Origin of the sequence: Maribacter sp., from assembly GCA_020629415.1 — a bacterium.
Classification (GTDB): domain Bacteria; phylum Bacteroidota; class Bacteroidia; order Flavobacteriales; family Flavobacteriaceae; genus Maribacter; species Maribacter huludaoensis.
Window position 1 is genome coordinate 19391 of the sequence record JAHDDL010000017.1, and the last position, 17864, is coordinate 37254.

Below are 17864 nucleotides of genomic sequence, written 5' to 3' on the forward strand. Positions count from 1 at the left end.
TATGCCATGTTATTCTTTATCTAAAAAAGAGCGTACACCTGTCATTTGCCATCTGCCCAACGTTATTGGAATGCAGCCTATAGCATTTAGCTCATCGAAAAAAGCTTTCATTTCAAAAGGTTCGTTTTTAGATTCTTTCATTCTTGCATATTCGGCCATGGTGTTTTCAAGTAAGTATTTACCGGTAATGTAACTAGTTCCGTATCCTGGTTGTCTTAGGTATAGGTGTTGCTCAAAAAGCAACAGGTCCTTTTCTGTTTTCATCCAACCTCTTGGGGTGTAATTGGAGTGGATGCCGCCCGCTTCTTCAGAGCTCATAAGGTTTGCATGTGCGTAGAGCGATCCCAAGCCCCTTGCTGCGCGTTGTGCGATCATAATGTAAACAATTTCCCTAGAACGGGTTTGGTCATCATATAGCCCCGCATCCATGAACATTTCTTCTACCGCGGTTGCCACGCCTTCGTTTCTTGAATCGAATATATTGTACAGTAGGGCCTCTTTTCTAATTTCGCGCGGGTTAGGTTCCTTGTCCATCCTTGCAAGTTCAAACCAATGATAAAAATGAGAATAAAGCGGGCGTTGATCTAAATGGGCGGTAATCCAAAAAAAGTTTCTTTTCTCACGAGGTACATATGCACCTAAATGATCATTAAGCGCAGTCTCAAAGTAGTCTTTAACCGTTACTATTTCATTTTTATCTAAAAATTGCAAAAGGCTTTCTGCGGAGACCTTTGCCATTTTATTATATTCTTCAACGCTACCGGCATCTGGTAACTCAGGCAGATTTCTATTTCTGTGTTCCTCTAATTTAAGTGCAGACCATGCTCTGGTAAGCTCTCGTTTTAAGAGCATAACCTCGTCTTCCCATGTCAATGGTACCAAATGAACATTTTGTAGGTACCAGGTATAATTTTCTTTGCCAATGCCCGAAGGACCGGTTTTAGTACTGGCTTCCGTTTTTAGCCATGCCGCAAAACGATCGGTGGATGTTATTGCCGCATTGATCGCAGCCATTATTTTTTTGTTTTTTTGAATCCCGGGCAGGTTTTTTATAGCTGCCAAGTCATTACTCTGTGTCTCAATATCACGGATGCCGGCCAACCATAGGTCTTTTGCATTGCCCGTTAAATTTTCCTGAGCCTGCTTGTTAAGGATAGGAATGATTTTTAAGGAGTTAAGCAATTTGGTTTGGTCTGCTTTTTTCAAAGGAAAGCTATATTTCCAAATATCTATTATGGCATGGTGGGTAGGACCCTCGTGGGCAGGAACATCGCTACGATCTGTCCAAATTGTTTTATAGAATGCAGGGTCTCTGGACCAAGGTTTTAAAATTCGTTGGTTAAAATCATAACCGTTCATTTCGGCATGTATAATGTGCCAGTCTACTTTGTCCGGTATAGGCCATCCTGCAGTATCAATAGCAAGAAGTTGTTCTCGTAATAGTTTAAATTTTGGAGATCTTTTCTTAAAAGTTGCCACGGTATAATCAGGGGCGCCGTCTACTAATGGCGGGTTTTCAAAAGAGCGCCATTCTCTAAAAAGTTGAACTAATTCTTGATTGGAAACCTTGTCTTGAGCTGTTACATTTTGTGGAACAAACAGATAAAGAAAAGGGATAACACAAATTAATACTTTAAAAATAGTCTTGTTCTTCATAGATGGTAGGTGGTTGGTATCTGTATGCAAAATAAGAATAGTGGATCAATGAGCCATGTTTTTAAACAAAATGTTAGTTATGAAGTAAGAATTTTTCATATGAATGCCAATCTATTTTTTTGAGTTAACAATTACTTTTTAAATTGATTAATTTGCATACTTTGACAGTTATGTTTTTCAGGTAGAAATTGATTGTTTTAATTTCTGTATAATTTTATGATTGTCAAGTATTTAATAGTTGTTTTAGGGGTTTTGATATTACATTCTTATGAATAAAAAATTTCATTTTCTGGATGATGGTGGTGAAATGGGTAGGCTAATGCGAGAAAAAGATTGGTCTCTTACTCCGTTAGGTACGCCAGATGGATGGCCACATAATTTACGTACCACATTGAACATAATGTTGAACTCTCCATTTCCCATGTTTTTGTTTTGGGGAGATACTTTAAAGAGTTTTTACAATGATGCGTATAGGCCCATTTTAGGAAATGATGGTAAACATCCTAAGATATTGGGTTTAAATGGAAAGCAGGCTTGGTCCGAAAGCTGGAGCGATGTAGAACCTATGTTAAAAATTGTAACTGAAAATGGCGAATCTATTTGGAAAGAAAACCTGATGGTTCCTATTTTTAGAAATGGTAGAATGGAAGATGTTTACTGGACATTTAGCTATAGTCCCGTAAAAAATGAAGAAGGAGAAGTATCTGGTGTTTTGGTTATTGTTACCGATACTACGGAGGCGGTGTTGGCAGAAAGGCGCTTAAAGGAAAGTGAGCGTAGGTTTAGGGAAGTGGCAAACTTATCTCCGGTATGGATCTGGATTACGGATAATGATATCAATATTCAATATTCCAATCGTGCTTTATTGAATTATGTAGGAATAGAAAAAGAAGCGGACTTTACCGGTAAGGTCTGGAAAGAAGTAGTGCACCCAGATGACCTTGATATTATTTATGAAGGTTTTGGTAAAGCGGTTGCAGATGAAACTGACTTTACGCTAGAATATAGGGTTAGAAGAAAGGAAACCGGTAAATACGAATGGTTTAAGGTTTTAGGGGTTCCAAAATTCGAGGAAAAGAAAATGGTGGGCTTTATTGGTACGGCAATGAATATCGATAAACAAAAATCGTTTGCAGATGAACTTAAAAAAGAAGTGAACATACGTACCAAAGAACTAGCTGATAGTAATAGCAAATTAGAGGCAATGAATAAAGAACTTCAGTCTTTTGCATACATATCTAGCCATGATCTTCAAGAACCGCTGCGTAAAATTCAGATGTTTGCTGAAGTGTTGATGGACAAAGAGTATGATAAACTATCCACATCTGGCAAAGCTAAATTTGAAAAGATACAATCTGCGGCCAAAAGAATGCAATCACTGATCAATGATTTACTATCATATTCACGCACAGATACCGAGAATAGGGTCTTTGAGGTCATAGATTTAAAAGAACTGGTAGAAGATGTAAAAAATGACCTTGGGGAAGAACTTAAAAAGAAAGAGGGCAAAATAACCTTGTTGCGTTCATGTGAATTGGAGGTGGTGCCATTTCAATTTAGGCAGTTAATGTATAATCTATTATCCAATGCCGTCAAATACTCAAAAAATGATATCTCGCCCAATGTAACCATAGATACGGAAATTATTACGAACGCAAAATCTGTAGATGTTGGGTTAAAAAATAATAAGGAATACGTTAAAATTACCATAACCGATAATGGTATAGGGTTTGAAGAACAATTTGCAGAAAAGATATTTGAAGTATTTCAACGCTTACATTCTAAGCAGGAATATGTAGGTACCGGTATAGGTTTGGCAATTGTAAAGAAGATTGTACAGAATCATCATGGTGTAATTAGTGCATCGGGCAAACTTAACGAAGGATCGGTGTTTGAAATCGTATTGCCAAAAATGCAATAGAATAGTGTTTCTTGAACCAAAGTGATTAGCATTCATAAAAAAAGCTCATTTTCTTTAAAATGAGCTTTTTTTATAGGGAAGCCTATAATTACGTGAATAAAATGTTTTTGAGTTAAAGCATCTCTTTTTGAGGATATTACTTACACCGATCGCAGTCTACTTTTGGTATATGAATACTACTATAGAAAAATCGGCAGGTATGGGCGCTGTCTTAAATGATGGTGCCGTAACCTTTAGAGTGTGGGCTCCGCATGCGGAGAAAGTTTTCGTTGGCGGAAGCTTCAACAACTGGTCTAAAAATGACATTTCACTAGAACTTGAAGAAAATGGGTACTGGTCTGTAATCACCGAAAAAGCATCTGAAGGTGATGAATATAAATTCTTTATTGAATATAATGGGGAGATTTTGGCCAGAAACGATCCTTATGCCTTTGAAGTGACCAATAGTAACGGTAATTCCATAATTAGGGCATTAGATTTTAAATGGGACGATGTGGAGTTTAACATGCCAAATTGGAACGAGCTTGTTATATACGAACTACATGTAGGTACTTTTAATCGTTCGGCATCGGATATCGTAGGTACGTTCCAAGATGTTATAGATAAGTTAGACTACCTACGGGATTTGGGTATTAACTGTATAGAGCTGTTACCGGTCGCAGAGTTTGCGGGTGGTATTTCTTGGGGGTATAACCCTGCGCACCCATTTGCCATTGAACAAGATTATGGCGGTCCAGATGCCTTTGCGAAATTGGTCAATGAAGCGCATAAAAAAGGTATAGCGGTGATAATGGATGTAGTGTATAATCACTTTGGTCCTTCTGATGTAGATCTATGGCAGTTTGATGGTTGGAGCGAGAACGATAAAGGCGGCATCTATTTCTATAATGACCATAGAAGTGATACCCCTTGGGGAGATACCAGACCTGACTATGGCAGAAAAGAAGTGCGCCAATATTTAAGGGACAATGCATTAATGTGGATAGAAAAGTACCATTGTGACGGGTTGCGTATGGATGCTACCTCATATATACGTTATGAAGGCGGTGGTCTAGGGTATGATACCGAAATAGAAGAAGGCAATATTTTAATGCGTGATATCAATTCTGAAATAAGGGATAAATATCCGCATGTATTGACAATTGCCGAAGATCTTAAAGGCGATAGTAGGGTAACGGATGCCATTGAACATAATGGACTTGCTTATGGATCTCAATGGGATATGAACTTTGTACACCCCGTTAGAGAGGTGATAGAAGATACCCATGATGATAGTAGGGATTTGCAAAAAGTGGTAGATGCCTTGGAATTTAAGTATAGCAACGATGCGTTTTGCCGTATAGTTTATACGGAGTCTCATGATGAGGTTGCCAATGGTAAGGCAAGAGTTCCAGAAGAGATACAACCAGGTGATGCAGAAAGTGATTTTGCTAAAAAGAGAGCATTGTTAGGTATAGTTTTGACCTTGACGGCACCGGGTATACCAATGCTTTTTCAAGGGCAGGAGTTTATTGAAGATGAATACTTTCAAGATACGGAAGGCTTGGATTGGGACAAAGAAAAGAAACACAAAGGCATTGAAAATCTTGTAAGTGATATTATAAAGCTAAGAACAGGCCAAATAGATGGTGGTGAGGGTTTAAGAAGCCAGCATATAGAAATGCTACATGTAAATCATGAAACTAAAATATTGGCATATAAAAGGTTCGATGAAAATAATGTATCCAATTCAGTACTGGTCGTTTTAAATTTTAGCAATCAGGACTACGGGGATTACGGTATTGGTCTACATGAAAATGAATCTTTTGAACTTAAGATCAATGCTAGCAGTAAAATATATGATCAAGCGTTCTCAGAGTTACCGGTTGATGATGTAACCGTTGTTGAAGAACATACCGATGCCAAGAACTGGACAGGAAAAATAAATATACCTGCATATGGAGCATTGATATTTACTAAATCGTAAGAATTTTTTTAAATGGCATTATTCCGATAATATTATGTAGGTTTAAACTTACATTTCAATATTTTTATGGAATCGGCTTTAATAGTGGTAAAATTTTATTGTATTTTGTTATATAATCTATAGGTAAAACAATAATTTTACCGGCTTAAATGTGGCGAACTAATATTGATGTAATTAATGGAATATAGTTTCATATATAGCCCTGAAAAAATGGTTAATGAAATATTTCAAAGAACAATGGACGCTGCAGGGGTTGATTTTGAAATTTTGCATGACAACACCGTTCAGTTGTCTGATGATATAAGTGATGAAAAGCTTAAAGCGATCATTGGTGAGTTGAAGGGTTTTGGTATAAAAGTTCAGACGAAAGAAAATCGTGATCTTGTTGAGGAAATTAAGATTTACATAAAAAAAATGGTTTATGAAGGTGATATTAGAAATGTAAAAATTTCAGAATTATTATCTAATCAATTAGGGTTTAGTTACCCTTACCTTTCAAACTTATTTTCTAGTAAAACATTTACCTCGATAGAGAATTTTTATATTTTAGTGCGCATAGAAAAAGTAAAGGAATTAGTGCTTTTAGAGAATACGAGTTTAGGTGAAATTGCCCATAACTTAAATTTTAGCAGTGTTCCCCATTTATCAAATCAATTCAAGAAAGTAACTGGGTTAACCATAACCCAATACATGAAGTTTAGAAAAAAATAAAGAGGAAGGGTTCTTCTTTTCAATACATGAATAGAGAAAATGGATAAATTAAAAATACTTCTCGTTGATGACGATGAAGACGACAGACAGTTTTTTGCAGATGCATTGGAAGGGGTTGAACTCAATACGGAGTTACGTCAGCTAGAGAACGGTAAGAGTTGTATGGAATTTTTATTGAACGATACGGACAATACTCCAGATTTGGTATTTCTAGATTTGAATATGCCTATTATGAACGGGTTTGAGTGTTTGGAAGCAATTAGACGTACACCACATTTAAAAGATCTGTTGGTCGCAATATATTCTACTTCTTCTGCAGAAAGGGATATTGAGGAAACCTTTGAAAAAGGAGCCAATATTTATATCAAAAAACCAAGTAGTTTTAACGAGCTTAAAAAGTCCTTAAAGCAAGTAGTTAAAATGAACTGGGCCTATCACCTAAATGATTTTAAGAAAGAAAACTTTTTATTGAAAATATAAACTGCTTACACAAGGTATTTTATTAAAGTTGTTTCGTTAGGAACAACTTTTTTTGTTTTAGCACCAAACAAGTCGCAATTTAATCGGTTATTTCGCAGTATCTTAACGTAAGATGTTTAATACGGAATAGTATGAAGAATAATTTAGCGGATGATTTTTTTAGAACAATGGTAGATGATGCCGATACTGCTATTTTATATGCTGAACCATCAGCCTCTAATTCTGTAAATATCAAAGATTATAGGCCTAAATATGCAAACAAGAAAGGACAGGTCTTTTTTGCGGTTACAGCAGAAAATGATAAAAGTGAAACGTTAGAGGAGCTTGTTTATTATGATGAGGTTTTGATTTTGGCAAACAAGGTGTTGGAAACTGGTGAAGATGAAAATTTTAATATCATAGTACGGGAAGAATCTAATATTCTCAATTATCATGTAAGAATTAGGATTTTTGGTAAGGGGTTATTATTTGCCCTGACCTTGGTAAAGCCAAAATTTATTTCAGATAAGGATTCTAAACTTCCGTTAGGTAGTTTGGAATCAAGAAATAGAGAACTTGAAATTTCCAATCTTTTTGGTATTCGTGTTTTAGATAGCAATGATAGTATTATTTCTTACTTAAAGCCCGTGTTCAATAAAGCGGGAGGTGTAGAGGACTTTCGTATAGATTATATTAATAATCGGTTAAATGAGATAACCAATGATGATTCGGGCTTTATAGAAGGTAAGACCATTCTAGAATATTACCCTAAAAATTTAGAAAATGGTGTATTGGAAATTTTGACCGATTGTTATACGACCGGAGAGAATAAAGAGTACACTAAAGAATTTGCTTTTACAGATGACCCTGTTTGGTTGTCCACTAAAGCGGTTAAAATGAATGATGGCCTTATATTATTCTCTAAAGATGTAACACAGGAGAAAAAGTATGAAGCTCAATTATTTATACAGAATAGGCTATTGTCAGAAGCTGAACGTGTAGCCAATATAGGTAGCTTTCGTTGGCATTTAAATGAGGATCATATAAAATATTCGGATAACGTGTATAGATTGTTTGGTTACGATCCAAACGAGTTTGATAATAAATATGATCGTCTGCTCACTTTTTTACACCCAAACGATTTTGAGAAAGTAAAGTCTAGTTTTAAAGAAGCTAGAAAAAACAAGTCTAAAACAGATCTTGTTTTTCGCATATATACGAAATCTCAAGAATTACGCTATATGAATACTATAGGTGAATGCCATCAAAAAGAGGGTAGTTGGTATATGGTAGGCGTCATTAGGGATGTAACTAAACAAATAGAGGCAGAATCTATACTACAGATAAAGAATACAGAGCTAAAGCGAACCAATGCAGATTTAGAAGCATTTAACCGTGTTGCAAGTCATGATCTGCAAGAACCGTTACGTAAAATTCAAATGTTTGTTAGTAGACTGGACGAAGAAGAAGAGGGGCGTTTAAGTGAAAGGTCGCAAGGGTATCTGTCAAAAATCAAATATTCATCGGATAGAATGCGCAATCTTATCAATAATCTCCTTTCCTATTCAAAGGTAGATGAGGTAAGCGAACAACCTACAAGGGTAGATTTAAACGACGTTTTAAATAATGTTTTAGAAGATTTAGGCGAAAGAATTATTGATTTAGATGCCAAAGTAGAATCTGTAAGCCTTCCGGTCGTAAATGGTATTCAATTTCAATTAGAGCAATTATTTGCAAATCTTATAGGTAATTCACTTAAATATGTAAAAGAAGGTGTACGCCCCCATATTAAAATTATGGGTAATATAGTAAGTGGAAACAAAACGGATATAGAAACCTTGTTACCTAACATTAATTATGTGCAACTTCAATTTGCCGATAATGGTATTGGGTTCGAAAAAAAGTACCAAGAGAAAATTTTTGAAATATTTCAACGCCTACATGGAAAAACAGAATTTTCCGGTACAGGGTTAGGGTTATCCATCTGTAAAAAAATAGTGCAATCACATAACGGAACTATAATGGCCAAGGGAGAGAAGGACAAAGGGGCCGTTTTTACTGTATTTCTACCCACCCTTTTATAATAGGTATATTTCATAATTTTTATGTCTTCTTAAAATTGTGTAACAGCTTTTAAAAATGTTGTAACGTATTTACTTGCTACAGGCTGCATCTTTGTAACAACAAAAAATGTAAGCTTTTATGAACAATCTTCAATATGCTAGAGTAGGTGCCGTAAGACACAAAAACTCTAATAACCAAGGTTCTAAACTAGAAATACCAACTTCTAGCTCATCAGACGCTTTAGTAGCGCAAAAGGCTTTATCTAATAATAACCATTTAAACAATATATCATGCAAGTAGTCCATAATCAATTAAGTTATTTCAATAGTGTATTAGGAGGAAGTATCTCCAGTTTTCAAGGTGATCGTATTCTTCAATATGATAATGATAAAGGAACGGGTAGAATACAAACTGTTTCATTGGGATCTGGAATATCCTACACGGAATATGATATGGATTTGAACGAGGATTTTAATTTTGATTTAAAATTGGATGAAAATCGTAGTTTATACTTTATTTACTGCTTGGAAGGTAATTTCAGGTTTTCAAACGGAAAAGAAAATAGTAAGGTTGAAGCATTACAAACAGTGGTTGTAGGCGGTTCTAACAAAACTATTAATATAAAATTAAGAGAGGCTACAAAATCTAACTTATCTATTATTAAGGTAACGCAAAACGGGGAATCTCTAAGTAAGAACGTAGATAATAATGAGTTGTACGACCAATTGTTTGCCCAGTTCTTAAATGAGGACGGTAATGCACATATTGGAACTTTCAATCTAAAAATAAAAGAACAGTTATTGCAGATCAGATCAATTACCCAGGTAGGTTTGGTTAGAAAACTGCTAATAGAGGGTATTGTAAACTTTACTTTAGCTTTAGAGATATTACACTGTAAGCAAGATATTGAGAATAGTGGACAGGTATCTACGATGTTGACCAAGAAAGAGCTTTTAAGAATTGAAGAAGCTGTTAACGCAATTAAAAGAAAACCGGAATTTCCATATACCGTAACGGATTTAAGTAAGGAATATGGTCTTTCGCCAACTAAATTACAAGAGGGCTTTAAGGTAATGGAAGGTACTACGGTAACCAATTTCATTAGAAATGAAAGGTTGATTCTTGCCGAAGAGTTGATACAAACATCTGATATGAACATTTCAGAGATAGTTTATTCCATAGGATTTACCAGTAGAAGTTACTTCTCTAAAATATTTAGAAACAAGTTTAAATGTACTCCTAAAGCATACTTAATGAACATTAGAAACGTATCGCTTTCAGCATAAGGTAAAATATATGAAAATGGTTGAGCCGGCTCTTTAGAGCTGGCTTTTTTATTTTACTTATGGTCTGGATAAAGCTTTAGAAAAATAGAATAAAAGAAAGGTGATATAGGAGTAAAAAGGAAAAGATGTTTAAATAAAAGATAAAGGATGTGTTTAGATGGAAATAACAAATTCTTTTTCAGGTTTGCTTTCTTCAGAATTGTCCACATAGCGAAGGCACTTGTGTAAAAGTGTTTTAAGTTGATTGTATGAAGATGGTTTTTGCAAATATAAAGATGCCCCCATTTCGTTTAAACGGGTTATTTCCTTAGGGTGGTACGACGTTGAATAAATAATTACCGGAATATCTTCATATTTTTCAAGATCACGTATATCCGCAAGACACTCGAATCCATCCATCATAGGCATTTTTAAATCTAAGAATATAACATCTGGTTTATCGTTACTATCGGATAACAAGCCTGCCATAAGATCTACACCATTGTTGAATTCCGATATTTTGGTCTGTATCGGTATTTCGCGTAAAGCGTCAGAAAAAAATGTTCTGTCGTCACTATCGTCATCCGCTAGGAAAACATTTAAAATTGGTTTGCTCATGTTCGGTAAATAATTTGAACTCTAAAATTATTTGATTGAAAATCGGCATTAGAAATGCCGATTATTCTATTGCAAGTTAGTATTTGCTGTTTTTGCGCAATAATGCGATTGATTTTAAAAATAACTCAATACCTAAAAAATAGATTTACTTTTTTGGGTCATATTATTAATGACCGTTCTATGTAACTGTTATGCAACATAATTTATTATAGCCGTACCGCCCAAAGTGTTATTTTTAATAGATTCTATTGTTCTTTTTAAAGCAGAAGTCAGCGTTTTGAACGAATTTGGCTTGTGCAGATATCTATTGGCTCCATTCTGGAACAAATTTGAAATACGGTCAATATCGTATAAATTAGAAAATATAACTACCGGAATATCATCAAGGGCGGTATTTTTTCTTATTTCGGTCAAACTTTCCTCTCCATTCAATCGAGGCATAAAAAGATCCAGAAAAATAACATTTGGCTTTAGAGTTTTAGTTTGCAATTCATTTAGTAAATCTAACCCATTGGAGAACACGGTAATATTTATATTTTCTTGCAAACTAGCTATAGCATCTCTAAATATTTGTTGATCTTCCATATCATCTTCTGCCATATAAATATGGAACACATCATCTTTGATCATTATGTATACAATTAATTATCCACCAATTACTTCACCACCATTTATATGTAATACTTGTCCTGTCATGTAGCTACTGTCTTCACTGGCTAAATACACATAGGCTGGAGCTACTTCAGCAGGTTGGCCAGGTCTGCCCAATGGTACATCTTTACCAAATTTCTCTAGTTTTTCACCATCAAAAGTAGCTGGTATCAAAGGAGTCCAAATAGGTCCCGGTGCCACAGCATTTACACGAATTCCTTTCTCTGCAAGCGATTTTGACAAGCTTCTGGTAAAAGATACAATTGCTCCTTTTGTGCTGGCATAATCTATTAAGTGCTCAGACCCTCTATATGCAGTAACAGATGTTGTATTGATAATGGTATCGCCAGATTTTAAATGTTTCATGGCAGCCATGACAATATAAAAATAAGGGTAGATGTTGGTTTCAAAAGTGGTATGCAAATTCTCTATTTTGATATCCTCGATATGCTCGGTAGGGAATTGCATGGCCGCATTATTGATAACACAGTTTAAAGTTCCAAAATTAGAAATGGTCTTATCAATAGCATCTTTGCAAAACTGTTCATTTTTTACGTCTCCTTTGATCAAAAGACACTCTCCACCTTCATTTTCAATTTCAATTTTAGTTTGTAGTGCATCTTTTTCCTCGTTTAGGTAAATGATGGCAATTTTTGCGCCCTCCCTTGCAAAATGTACCGCTACGCTTTTACCTATACCACTATCTCCACCTGTAAGCAGTGCAACTTTGTTTTTTAATTTATCACTGCCTTTGTAGCTTTCACGTATGGTAAGTGGCTCAGGATTCATTTTGAATTCATTACCAGGTTGTTTTGCCTGTTCCTGATTTTTATCTATCGTTATATTTTCCATGTTCTTAGTTTTAAATACGTATTAGGCTGCAAGTTTTCTACATTCTTTGGCACATGCCAAGCAAGATTCTGCGCATAATTGACAATGCTCATGGTCATGTTGTTGGCATTGTTCTGCGCACCATTCGCAAATTTCAGCGCAAAGCGCTGCTTGTTTTGAAGAAAAAGGACTATCTGCCATTAATATTTTAATGGTGCTAAGGCAAGTATCTACACACTGCATACAGCAATTTGGACACTCGTTCATACTTTCTTTACCAGCCATGTTAACTATGCAGTTTTGGCAATCTATGAAGCATTTTTTACAGGCTTCTATGCAACTTTTATAAGCTAATTTCATTTTGTTAAATTTTAATAGGTTGTAATTTCTCATTTGAAATTAAAATATGCACAGTTAAATGATTTGCTCTTTTGATTGGAAATTGTGCGGTATAGCATATGGATAAATAATGATAGCAATACGACACAAATTAGGACTAAATTGTAATGATGTAAGTCATGAGAAGGAAGGTGCTATTCTCTTTTTACATCTTTCATAATCCATAAATCTAAAGGAGCATCATCTTTTTTATGTAGAACTGAAATGTCTCCCGTAGTTTCAAAAATAACCGCTTTAATTTGACTGAGTTCAGTTACATTGGCTTCTCTCAATTTTGAACGTAAATCACTCTCTGTAACTCTGGCTTTTCTTAAATTGGATTCTATAATTTTCTCACCGTCCATGAGTAATAAAGGTGAATTATCCACCAAATTCTGTATTGTTTTATTTCTTCTGGCAAATGCAATGCTTATTTGCAATAGATATACCATTGCCAAGCCAACTATACCCTCGATCATTTTTACAGAAGAAGATAGGATTGTTGTAGCAATAATTGATCCAACGGCAACGGTCATTGCAAAATCAAAACTTGACATTTTTGAAAAACTTCGTTTTCCGATAATGCGTGTAAAAACAATAATTGCTAAATATATACCACATGCACTGATAGAAATTAACATTACGGTTTCCCAAGAAGTGTTAAATAATTCTTTCATTTTTCCAGTTTTCTATATTTAAATATGAGAATGAACATGGTGATGTTCAATAGTGTTGAAATACCGTTTGTAATAATAATTGGAGCATCTTGTTTCATAACACCATATACTGTCCAGAGCAGGACCCCTAGAATTAAGATAAAAAACATTTTAGGAGAAACATCATCTACCTTTTTTGTTTGCCAAGCTCTGTAAATTTGCGGAACTGCCGCAATGGTGGTAAAGATGCCGGCAAAAATTCCAATGATTTCTTCCATGTTATTTAATAGTAGTTGATTATTTAGAATGCATAACTGCTATTATATGCATTTAACAACGTTGAAGGTACTGGCGTTAAGCTCCAAAAAGTAATTCATTACAAGTAAATGTTGGTTCAAAAAAATATAGATAGTGGTAAGCACCAATTATTATTTAATTTAATGCTTGGATTAGTTTAATGAAATAAAAACAGCAATGAAATTGTTAAATATATTTTGCGCTGGCATTTTAGGAACTACGATTATGACAGGTTTTAGTCATGTGGTTGAATTGTTAAGCGGCAATAAATTTAATGAGGCACATTTATTAAATCAGCTTATTGATCTTTCCAAGACCTTTAAAAGAAACGTGAAACATAATTATTTTTTAGGCTGGTTAATTCATTTTGGTATAGGCATAAGTATGGCGGCTATCATATATGTCTTTTATTCTCACATAAATTATAGTGACGTTATTTGGACGGGTTTGATTTTTGGATTCATACTAGGGATTGTTGGTGTAGGCGGGTGGTCAATGATTATAAGTAGCCATAATGATCCGCCCAAAATTAACTGGACATATTTCTTTTTACAATTGATTCTTGCACATATGATTTTCGGTATTACAGTTTCTTGGGTAATTACAAGGATTTAATAGGATACATATAACAAAGTTTAATTAGTGGTAATTTTTTAATGTAATATGGGTATAGAAATTTCACTTTATACAAAGCGGGCAATTATAGGCGGTTTAATCTCTTTAGGGTTTATTGGTTTAGGAACTTTTATGCTTGGAAATTTAAGCGGTTATGAAGCTAAAGTTTTAATAAAGTCTAGCCTTACGGGATTAAATACATTATGTAATACCATTGTGTTGGCCTCGGCAACCATATTGGCTTTAATGTTGACTCTTTTAGGGGTAAGCTCAGGCACGAACTCTAAATTGAAGAATGATCATTATTTACATATTATGCAAATTGCAAAGCTGGATACGGCAATTTTTATAGCCTCTTTGCTGTTCTTTTTGGTGTTTAATCTGCCTGTTACGGAAAGTGAAAATATCCCGGAAAACTATTTTGATGCCATTTATTACATTACTATCGGTGTAAGCGCCATATTGAGTTCTGGTTTAATTGTAGTGGTATTGATGTTATACAATACTATAATCAATATTATAAAAATAATAGGTTTAGGCAGAACGGATCATCCACTAATAAAGAATGAAGATGTGGATTGATGGCTATTAGATAATATTTGTAATATGGTCTTGGTCAAGATTACATAGGCGGCTCTGCAACCATAGTTTTTATCTTTTTCCAAAATTGTTTAGAGGTAACATTTGTAGGTGTTACCAAATCGGCTAGCAGGGTTAAATTTCGTTTAAACTGCTCATATTCATATTTAGAGGTATTATTTTCATCAATTGGATAGTATGCCATTCCCCAATTTGGAAAAGTTCTTTTACTAATTTCATCGTCGGAAAATAAGGTAACATTTGTATGGCGAGGATCTTTTTTGATCTTATCATAAAGTTCGGTAATGTTCTTTTTACTGCCCTCTAAAAGTTGAACAAATCCACCTTTGTAATAAATAAGACATCCGGTAATATCATCTCTCTCATTATTGGCACGAGCATTTTCAAGAAGCTCTTCCATTTCCACAGTTTTTAATTTTTTAGTGGCTACAGATTCATATGTCAATGTATACATATTGTTGAAGTTATCCTTAATGGGCAAAAATAATAAAAATGCTAAAAAATGAAGTACACCATTTAAAAAAGATAGTAGGAGACAGGGTTAAGCAAATATTAGGCAACAAAAAAGCCCCTAGAAGGGGCTTTTGAGTGATCGCAGGAGGATTCGAACCTCCGACCGTCTGCTTAGAAGGCAGATGCTCTATCCAGCTGAGCTATGCGACCGACACCATTTTTTCAAATGTGGGTGCAAACTTAGTGATTTTTATAGACTGGTAAAACGAAAATCAATAAAAATTTAATTATTTCTTTTATAGACTGGAATATGACTATGAACGACCTTCGTATTGATCAAAATTTTCCCATAATTGGTCAAGTACTTTGTAGAAAATTTCAAATTCTTCTTCAGTGATTCCCAGGGTACTAACTTTTCTTAAATCGGTAATAAAAGGCATTACCCTTTTTATAAGTTCAGAGCCTTCTTCCGTAATTACCAGTTTAAATCTTTTTTGGTCATCCCTAAATCTAGATTTGCGTAAGAACCCTTTTTTGCATAATCCACTGATTACTCTAGAGGTTGTAGCCCTATTTCTAAAGTTAGATTTGGCAATATCAGCTTGCGAAGCGTCTTTACCTTCTAAATGTACACGTTGTAAGATCACCCATTGTTCAATAGTAAGATCAATGTTGTTTTCTGCAAATACCTGTAAAAAAGTGCTCTGTACTTTTTTTAAAGTACGATCAATGTAAACGCCGAAGCCCTCCGTCCTGTCCATAATCTCAAAGTTATTCTTCCAAAAATACAGGAGATTATCGTTAAAATTGTTGTTAATGCAACAAAATTGAAAAAAAGTTGTATTTTTACTTAGTTCAAATTGGCAAAAAGTACTAGAAATATGCAACCAGGTTTTAAGAAATATATATTAGAAGATAGCACTTACAAAGGCGGAGGTAAGAAGATTGTAATGCCCGATGGTGTTACCGTTCACAAATTGTCCTCTAACGAAAATCCGTTAGGGTATTCCCCTAAAGTTAAGGAAGCCTTGGCAAGTACTTTAGATGATTTGAGCCTATATCCGGATAATACGGATATAAGGTTACGTGAGGCGTTGGTGAAAGATTTTGATGGTGTACTTACCGTAGATAACTTTATTACTGCAAATAGTGGTTCAGAAATTATAGATATGATTTCTAAGGCATTTTTGAACGAAGATGACGAGGTAATTGTGAGTCAGCCTTGCTTTTTACCTTATACGGCCTTTACCCGTTGGATGGGAGCCAAGGCGATCAACGTACCCATGACCGAGGATTATGATTACAATTTGGACGGTATTCTAGAGGCTATTAATGATAGAACAAAGTTGATATTTCTAGCATCGCCCAACAATCCTTCAGGAAATTATATTCCACTGCCAGATTTAAGAAATTTCATAGATAAATTACCTGACCATTTAGTATTAGTGTTAGATGAGGTATACAGACATTTTGCCGAAGCCGAAGATTACACTTCGGGAATTCCTTTTGTAGTAGAAGGTAAAAATGTAATTGCAATCAATAGTTTTTCAAAGACCTATGGCTTGGCAGGTCTAAGGGTTGGCTATTGTTATGCCCCTTTAGAACTAAGTAATTACATGCGTAAGATTTGTAAACCTTTTCTATTGTCATCATTGGCTTTAGAGGGGGCAATTGCTGCTTTGGAAGATGTAGCGTTTGTAAACAAAACTGTAGCATTGGTTAAGGAAGAAAGAAGGTTTGTTTTGAACGGACTTGATGCAATGAATCTAAAATATTGGCCAACACAGGGTAATTTTGTGCTAATAGATCCACCGGTGAATGATATGGAGTTTACCTCTTTTTTAGAAAAGAAAGGTATAATGGTACGCCCTGTAGGTAATTTTGGTGCGCCGGGGAAAGTGCGTATATCTTTTGGGGTAAGAGAGGCTAATAAAGCACTTTTGGCCGCAATTGAGGTTTTAATGAAGAGCCAAACGACCACAGCATAAATTTTTTTATCATATATGTTGCATGAGCAACAAAAAACAATATAAAACTAAATCATATACTATGTCAACTTCAACAGTAGCAGAAAACAAACACAAAGAGGCACAAGATTTTATGCCTATTAACGGTACCGATTATTTAGAGCTTTATGTAAGTAACTCTAAACAGGCGGCACATTATTATAAAACCGCTTTCGGTTTTAAATCTTTAGCTTATAAAGGTCTTGAAACCGGTAGTAGGGATTTTGAATCCTATGTGGTAGAGCAAGATAAAATTAGATTGGTTTTGACATCACCGTTAAAGAGTGGTACAGATGTGGGTAGGCACATAGACAAGCATGGTGACGGAGTTAAGGTAACGGCACTGTGGGTAGATGATGCTACCTATGCTTACAACGAGGCTATGAAAAGAGGAGCTAAAAGCTATATGGAGCCAAAAACCGAAGAAGACGAGCACGGTAAGGTGGTAAGTTCAGGTATTTATTCTTATGGTGAAGTAGTGCACATTTTTGTAGAGCGTAAAAACTATAACGGTACATTTTTACCAGGCTACCAAAAATGGGAAAGCGATTATCAGCCAACGTCTACTGGATTAAAATTTGTAGATCACATGGTAGGTAACGTGAACGAAGGTAAAATGAATTATTGGGTAGATTTCTACGCCAATGTAATGGGCTTTAAGCAAATAATGTCTTTTGATGATAAAGATATTTCTACCGATTATACAGCGCTCATGAG

General features: G+C 35.0%; 20 protein-coding genes and 1 tRNA gene. 11 read left to right on the forward strand and 10 right to left on the reverse strand.

Annotation, left to right across the window (positions count from 1 at the left end):
- Nucleotides 1-9 precede the first annotated feature (9 nt).
- Complete coding sequence (locus tag QZ657_RS08675) at nucleotides 10-1656, reverse strand: hypothetical protein (protein ID WP_291963109.1); 1647 nt, start codon at nucleotides 1654-1656, stop codon at nucleotides 10-12.
- A gap of 268 nt (nucleotides 1657-1924) precedes the next feature.
- Between QZ657_RS08675 and QZ657_RS08680 the strand changes: the two genes are divergently transcribed.
- The 7 genes from QZ657_RS08680 (at nucleotide 1925) to QZ657_RS08710 (ending at nucleotide 10063) form a co-directional block, all read left to right on the forward strand.
- Complete coding sequence (locus tag QZ657_RS08680) at nucleotides 1925-3577, forward strand: PAS domain-containing sensor histidine kinase (RefSeq protein ID WP_291963111.1); 1653 nt, start codon at nucleotides 1925-1927, stop codon at nucleotides 3575-3577.
- Between the two features lie 169 nt (nucleotides 3578-3746).
- The gene (locus QZ657_RS08685) at nucleotides 3747-5543 is read left to right on the forward strand and encodes an alpha-amylase family glycosyl hydrolase (RefSeq protein WP_291966302.1); all 1797 of its coding nucleotides are present in this window, start codon (nucleotides 3747-3749) and stop codon (nucleotides 5541-5543) included.
- Between the two features lie 210 nt (nucleotides 5544-5753).
- Nucleotides 5754-6254 (forward strand): helix-turn-helix domain-containing protein, encoded by a 501-nt coding sequence (locus QZ657_RS08690; RefSeq protein ID WP_276471118.1) that lies wholly within the window; start codon nucleotides 5754-5756, stop codon nucleotides 6252-6254.
- A 39-nt stretch (nucleotides 6255-6293) separates the two neighbouring features.
- On the forward strand, nucleotides 6294-6734 hold the full coding sequence (locus QZ657_RS08695; RefSeq protein ID WP_276471119.1) for a response regulator: 441 nt from the start codon (nucleotides 6294-6296) through the stop codon (nucleotides 6732-6734).
- A gap of 131 nt (nucleotides 6735-6865) precedes the next feature.
- The gene (locus QZ657_RS08700) at nucleotides 6866-8797 is read left to right on the forward strand and encodes a sensor histidine kinase (RefSeq protein WP_291966303.1); all 1932 of its coding nucleotides are present in this window, start codon (nucleotides 6866-6868) and stop codon (nucleotides 8795-8797) included.
- A 118-nt stretch (nucleotides 8798-8915) separates the two neighbouring features.
- The gene (locus QZ657_RS08705; protein ID WP_291963120.1) at nucleotides 8916-9077 is read left to right on the forward strand and encodes a hypothetical protein; all 162 of its coding nucleotides are present in this window, start codon (nucleotides 8916-8918) and stop codon (nucleotides 9075-9077) included.
- Nucleotides 9068-10063 (forward strand): helix-turn-helix transcriptional regulator, encoded by a 996-nt coding sequence (locus QZ657_RS08710; RefSeq protein WP_276471122.1) that lies wholly within the window; start codon nucleotides 9068-9070, stop codon nucleotides 10061-10063. Before QZ657_RS08705 ends, QZ657_RS08710 begins: the two co-directional genes overlap by 10 nt.
- Before the next feature lie 153 nt (nucleotides 10064-10216).
- On the opposite strand, the gene QZ657_RS08715 is transcribed toward QZ657_RS08710, so the two are convergent.
- The 6 genes from QZ657_RS08715 to QZ657_RS08740 all read right to left on the reverse strand — a co-directional run bounded on the left by QZ657_RS08715 (nucleotide 10217) and on the right by QZ657_RS08740 (nucleotide 13454).
- Entirely contained in the window at nucleotides 10217-10660 is a 444-nt protein-coding gene (locus tag QZ657_RS08715; RefSeq protein ID WP_291963122.1) for a response regulator, read from the reverse strand.
- Between the two features lie 189 nt (nucleotides 10661-10849).
- A complete protein-coding gene (locus QZ657_RS08720; protein ID WP_291966305.1) occupies nucleotides 10850-11290 on the reverse strand; it encodes a response regulator in 441 nt (146 codons plus the stop codon).
- A gap of 15 nt (nucleotides 11291-11305) precedes the next feature.
- A complete protein-coding gene (locus tag QZ657_RS08725) occupies nucleotides 11306-12163 on the reverse strand; it encodes an SDR family oxidoreductase (RefSeq protein WP_286813770.1) in 858 nt (285 codons plus the stop codon).
- Nucleotides 12164-12184: 21 nt separating this feature from the next.
- Nucleotides 12185-12427 (reverse strand): four-helix bundle copper-binding protein, encoded by a 243-nt coding sequence (locus QZ657_RS08730; RefSeq protein ID WP_236973352.1) that lies wholly within the window; start codon nucleotides 12425-12427, stop codon nucleotides 12185-12187.
- Between the two features lie 248 nt (nucleotides 12428-12675).
- A complete protein-coding gene (locus QZ657_RS08735; protein ID WP_291966311.1) occupies nucleotides 12676-13197 on the reverse strand; it encodes a DUF421 domain-containing protein in 522 nt (173 codons plus the stop codon).
- A complete protein-coding gene (locus QZ657_RS08740; RefSeq protein ID WP_291966313.1) occupies nucleotides 13194-13454 on the reverse strand; it encodes a SemiSWEET family sugar transporter in 261 nt (86 codons plus the stop codon). The genes QZ657_RS08735 and QZ657_RS08740 overlap by 4 nt, the downstream gene beginning before the upstream one ends.
- Nucleotides 13455-13650: 196 nt before the next feature.
- On the opposite strand from QZ657_RS08740, the gene QZ657_RS08745 reads away from it, so the two are divergent.
- Together QZ657_RS08745 and QZ657_RS08750 are read left to right on the forward strand one after the other, a co-directional pair.
- Complete coding sequence (locus QZ657_RS08745; protein WP_291966315.1) at nucleotides 13651-14088, forward strand: DUF6789 family protein; 438 nt, start codon at nucleotides 13651-13653, stop codon at nucleotides 14086-14088.
- 48 nt (nucleotides 14089-14136) lie between these two features.
- Nucleotides 14137-14670 (forward strand): hypothetical protein, encoded by a 534-nt coding sequence (locus tag QZ657_RS08750; RefSeq protein WP_291966317.1) that lies wholly within the window; start codon nucleotides 14137-14139, stop codon nucleotides 14668-14670.
- Between the two features lie 40 nt (nucleotides 14671-14710).
- Here the strand turns inward: QZ657_RS08750 and QZ657_RS08755 are convergent, their stop codons facing one another.
- The 3 genes from QZ657_RS08755 to QZ657_RS08765 all read right to left on the reverse strand — a co-directional run bounded on the left by QZ657_RS08755 (nucleotide 14711) and on the right by QZ657_RS08765 (nucleotide 15902).
- Nucleotides 14711-15142 (reverse strand): BLUF domain-containing protein, encoded by a 432-nt coding sequence (locus QZ657_RS08755; RefSeq protein ID WP_276471130.1) that lies wholly within the window; start codon nucleotides 15140-15142, stop codon nucleotides 14711-14713.
- 135 nt (nucleotides 15143-15277) lie between these two features.
- Nucleotides 15278-15351: transfer RNA gene (locus tag QZ657_RS08760), tRNA-Arg, on the reverse strand.
- Nucleotides 15352-15455: 104 nt separating this feature from the next.
- Nucleotides 15456-15902, reverse strand: coding sequence for a MarR family winged helix-turn-helix transcriptional regulator (locus QZ657_RS08765; protein ID WP_276471131.1), 447 nt, complete (start codon nucleotides 15900-15902; stop codon nucleotides 15456-15458).
- A 99-nt stretch (nucleotides 15903-16001) separates the two neighbouring features.
- On the opposite strand from QZ657_RS08765, the gene QZ657_RS08770 reads away from it, so the two are divergent.
- Together QZ657_RS08770 and QZ657_RS08775 are read left to right on the forward strand one after the other, a co-directional pair.
- Nucleotides 16002-17129, forward strand: coding sequence for a pyridoxal phosphate-dependent aminotransferase (locus QZ657_RS08770; RefSeq protein WP_291966318.1), 1128 nt, complete (start codon nucleotides 16002-16004; stop codon nucleotides 17127-17129).
- A 61-nt stretch (nucleotides 17130-17190) separates the two neighbouring features.
- A partial coding sequence (locus tag QZ657_RS08775; protein WP_291966320.1) for a VOC family protein occupies nucleotides 17191-17864 on the forward strand: 674 nt, incomplete at its 3' end.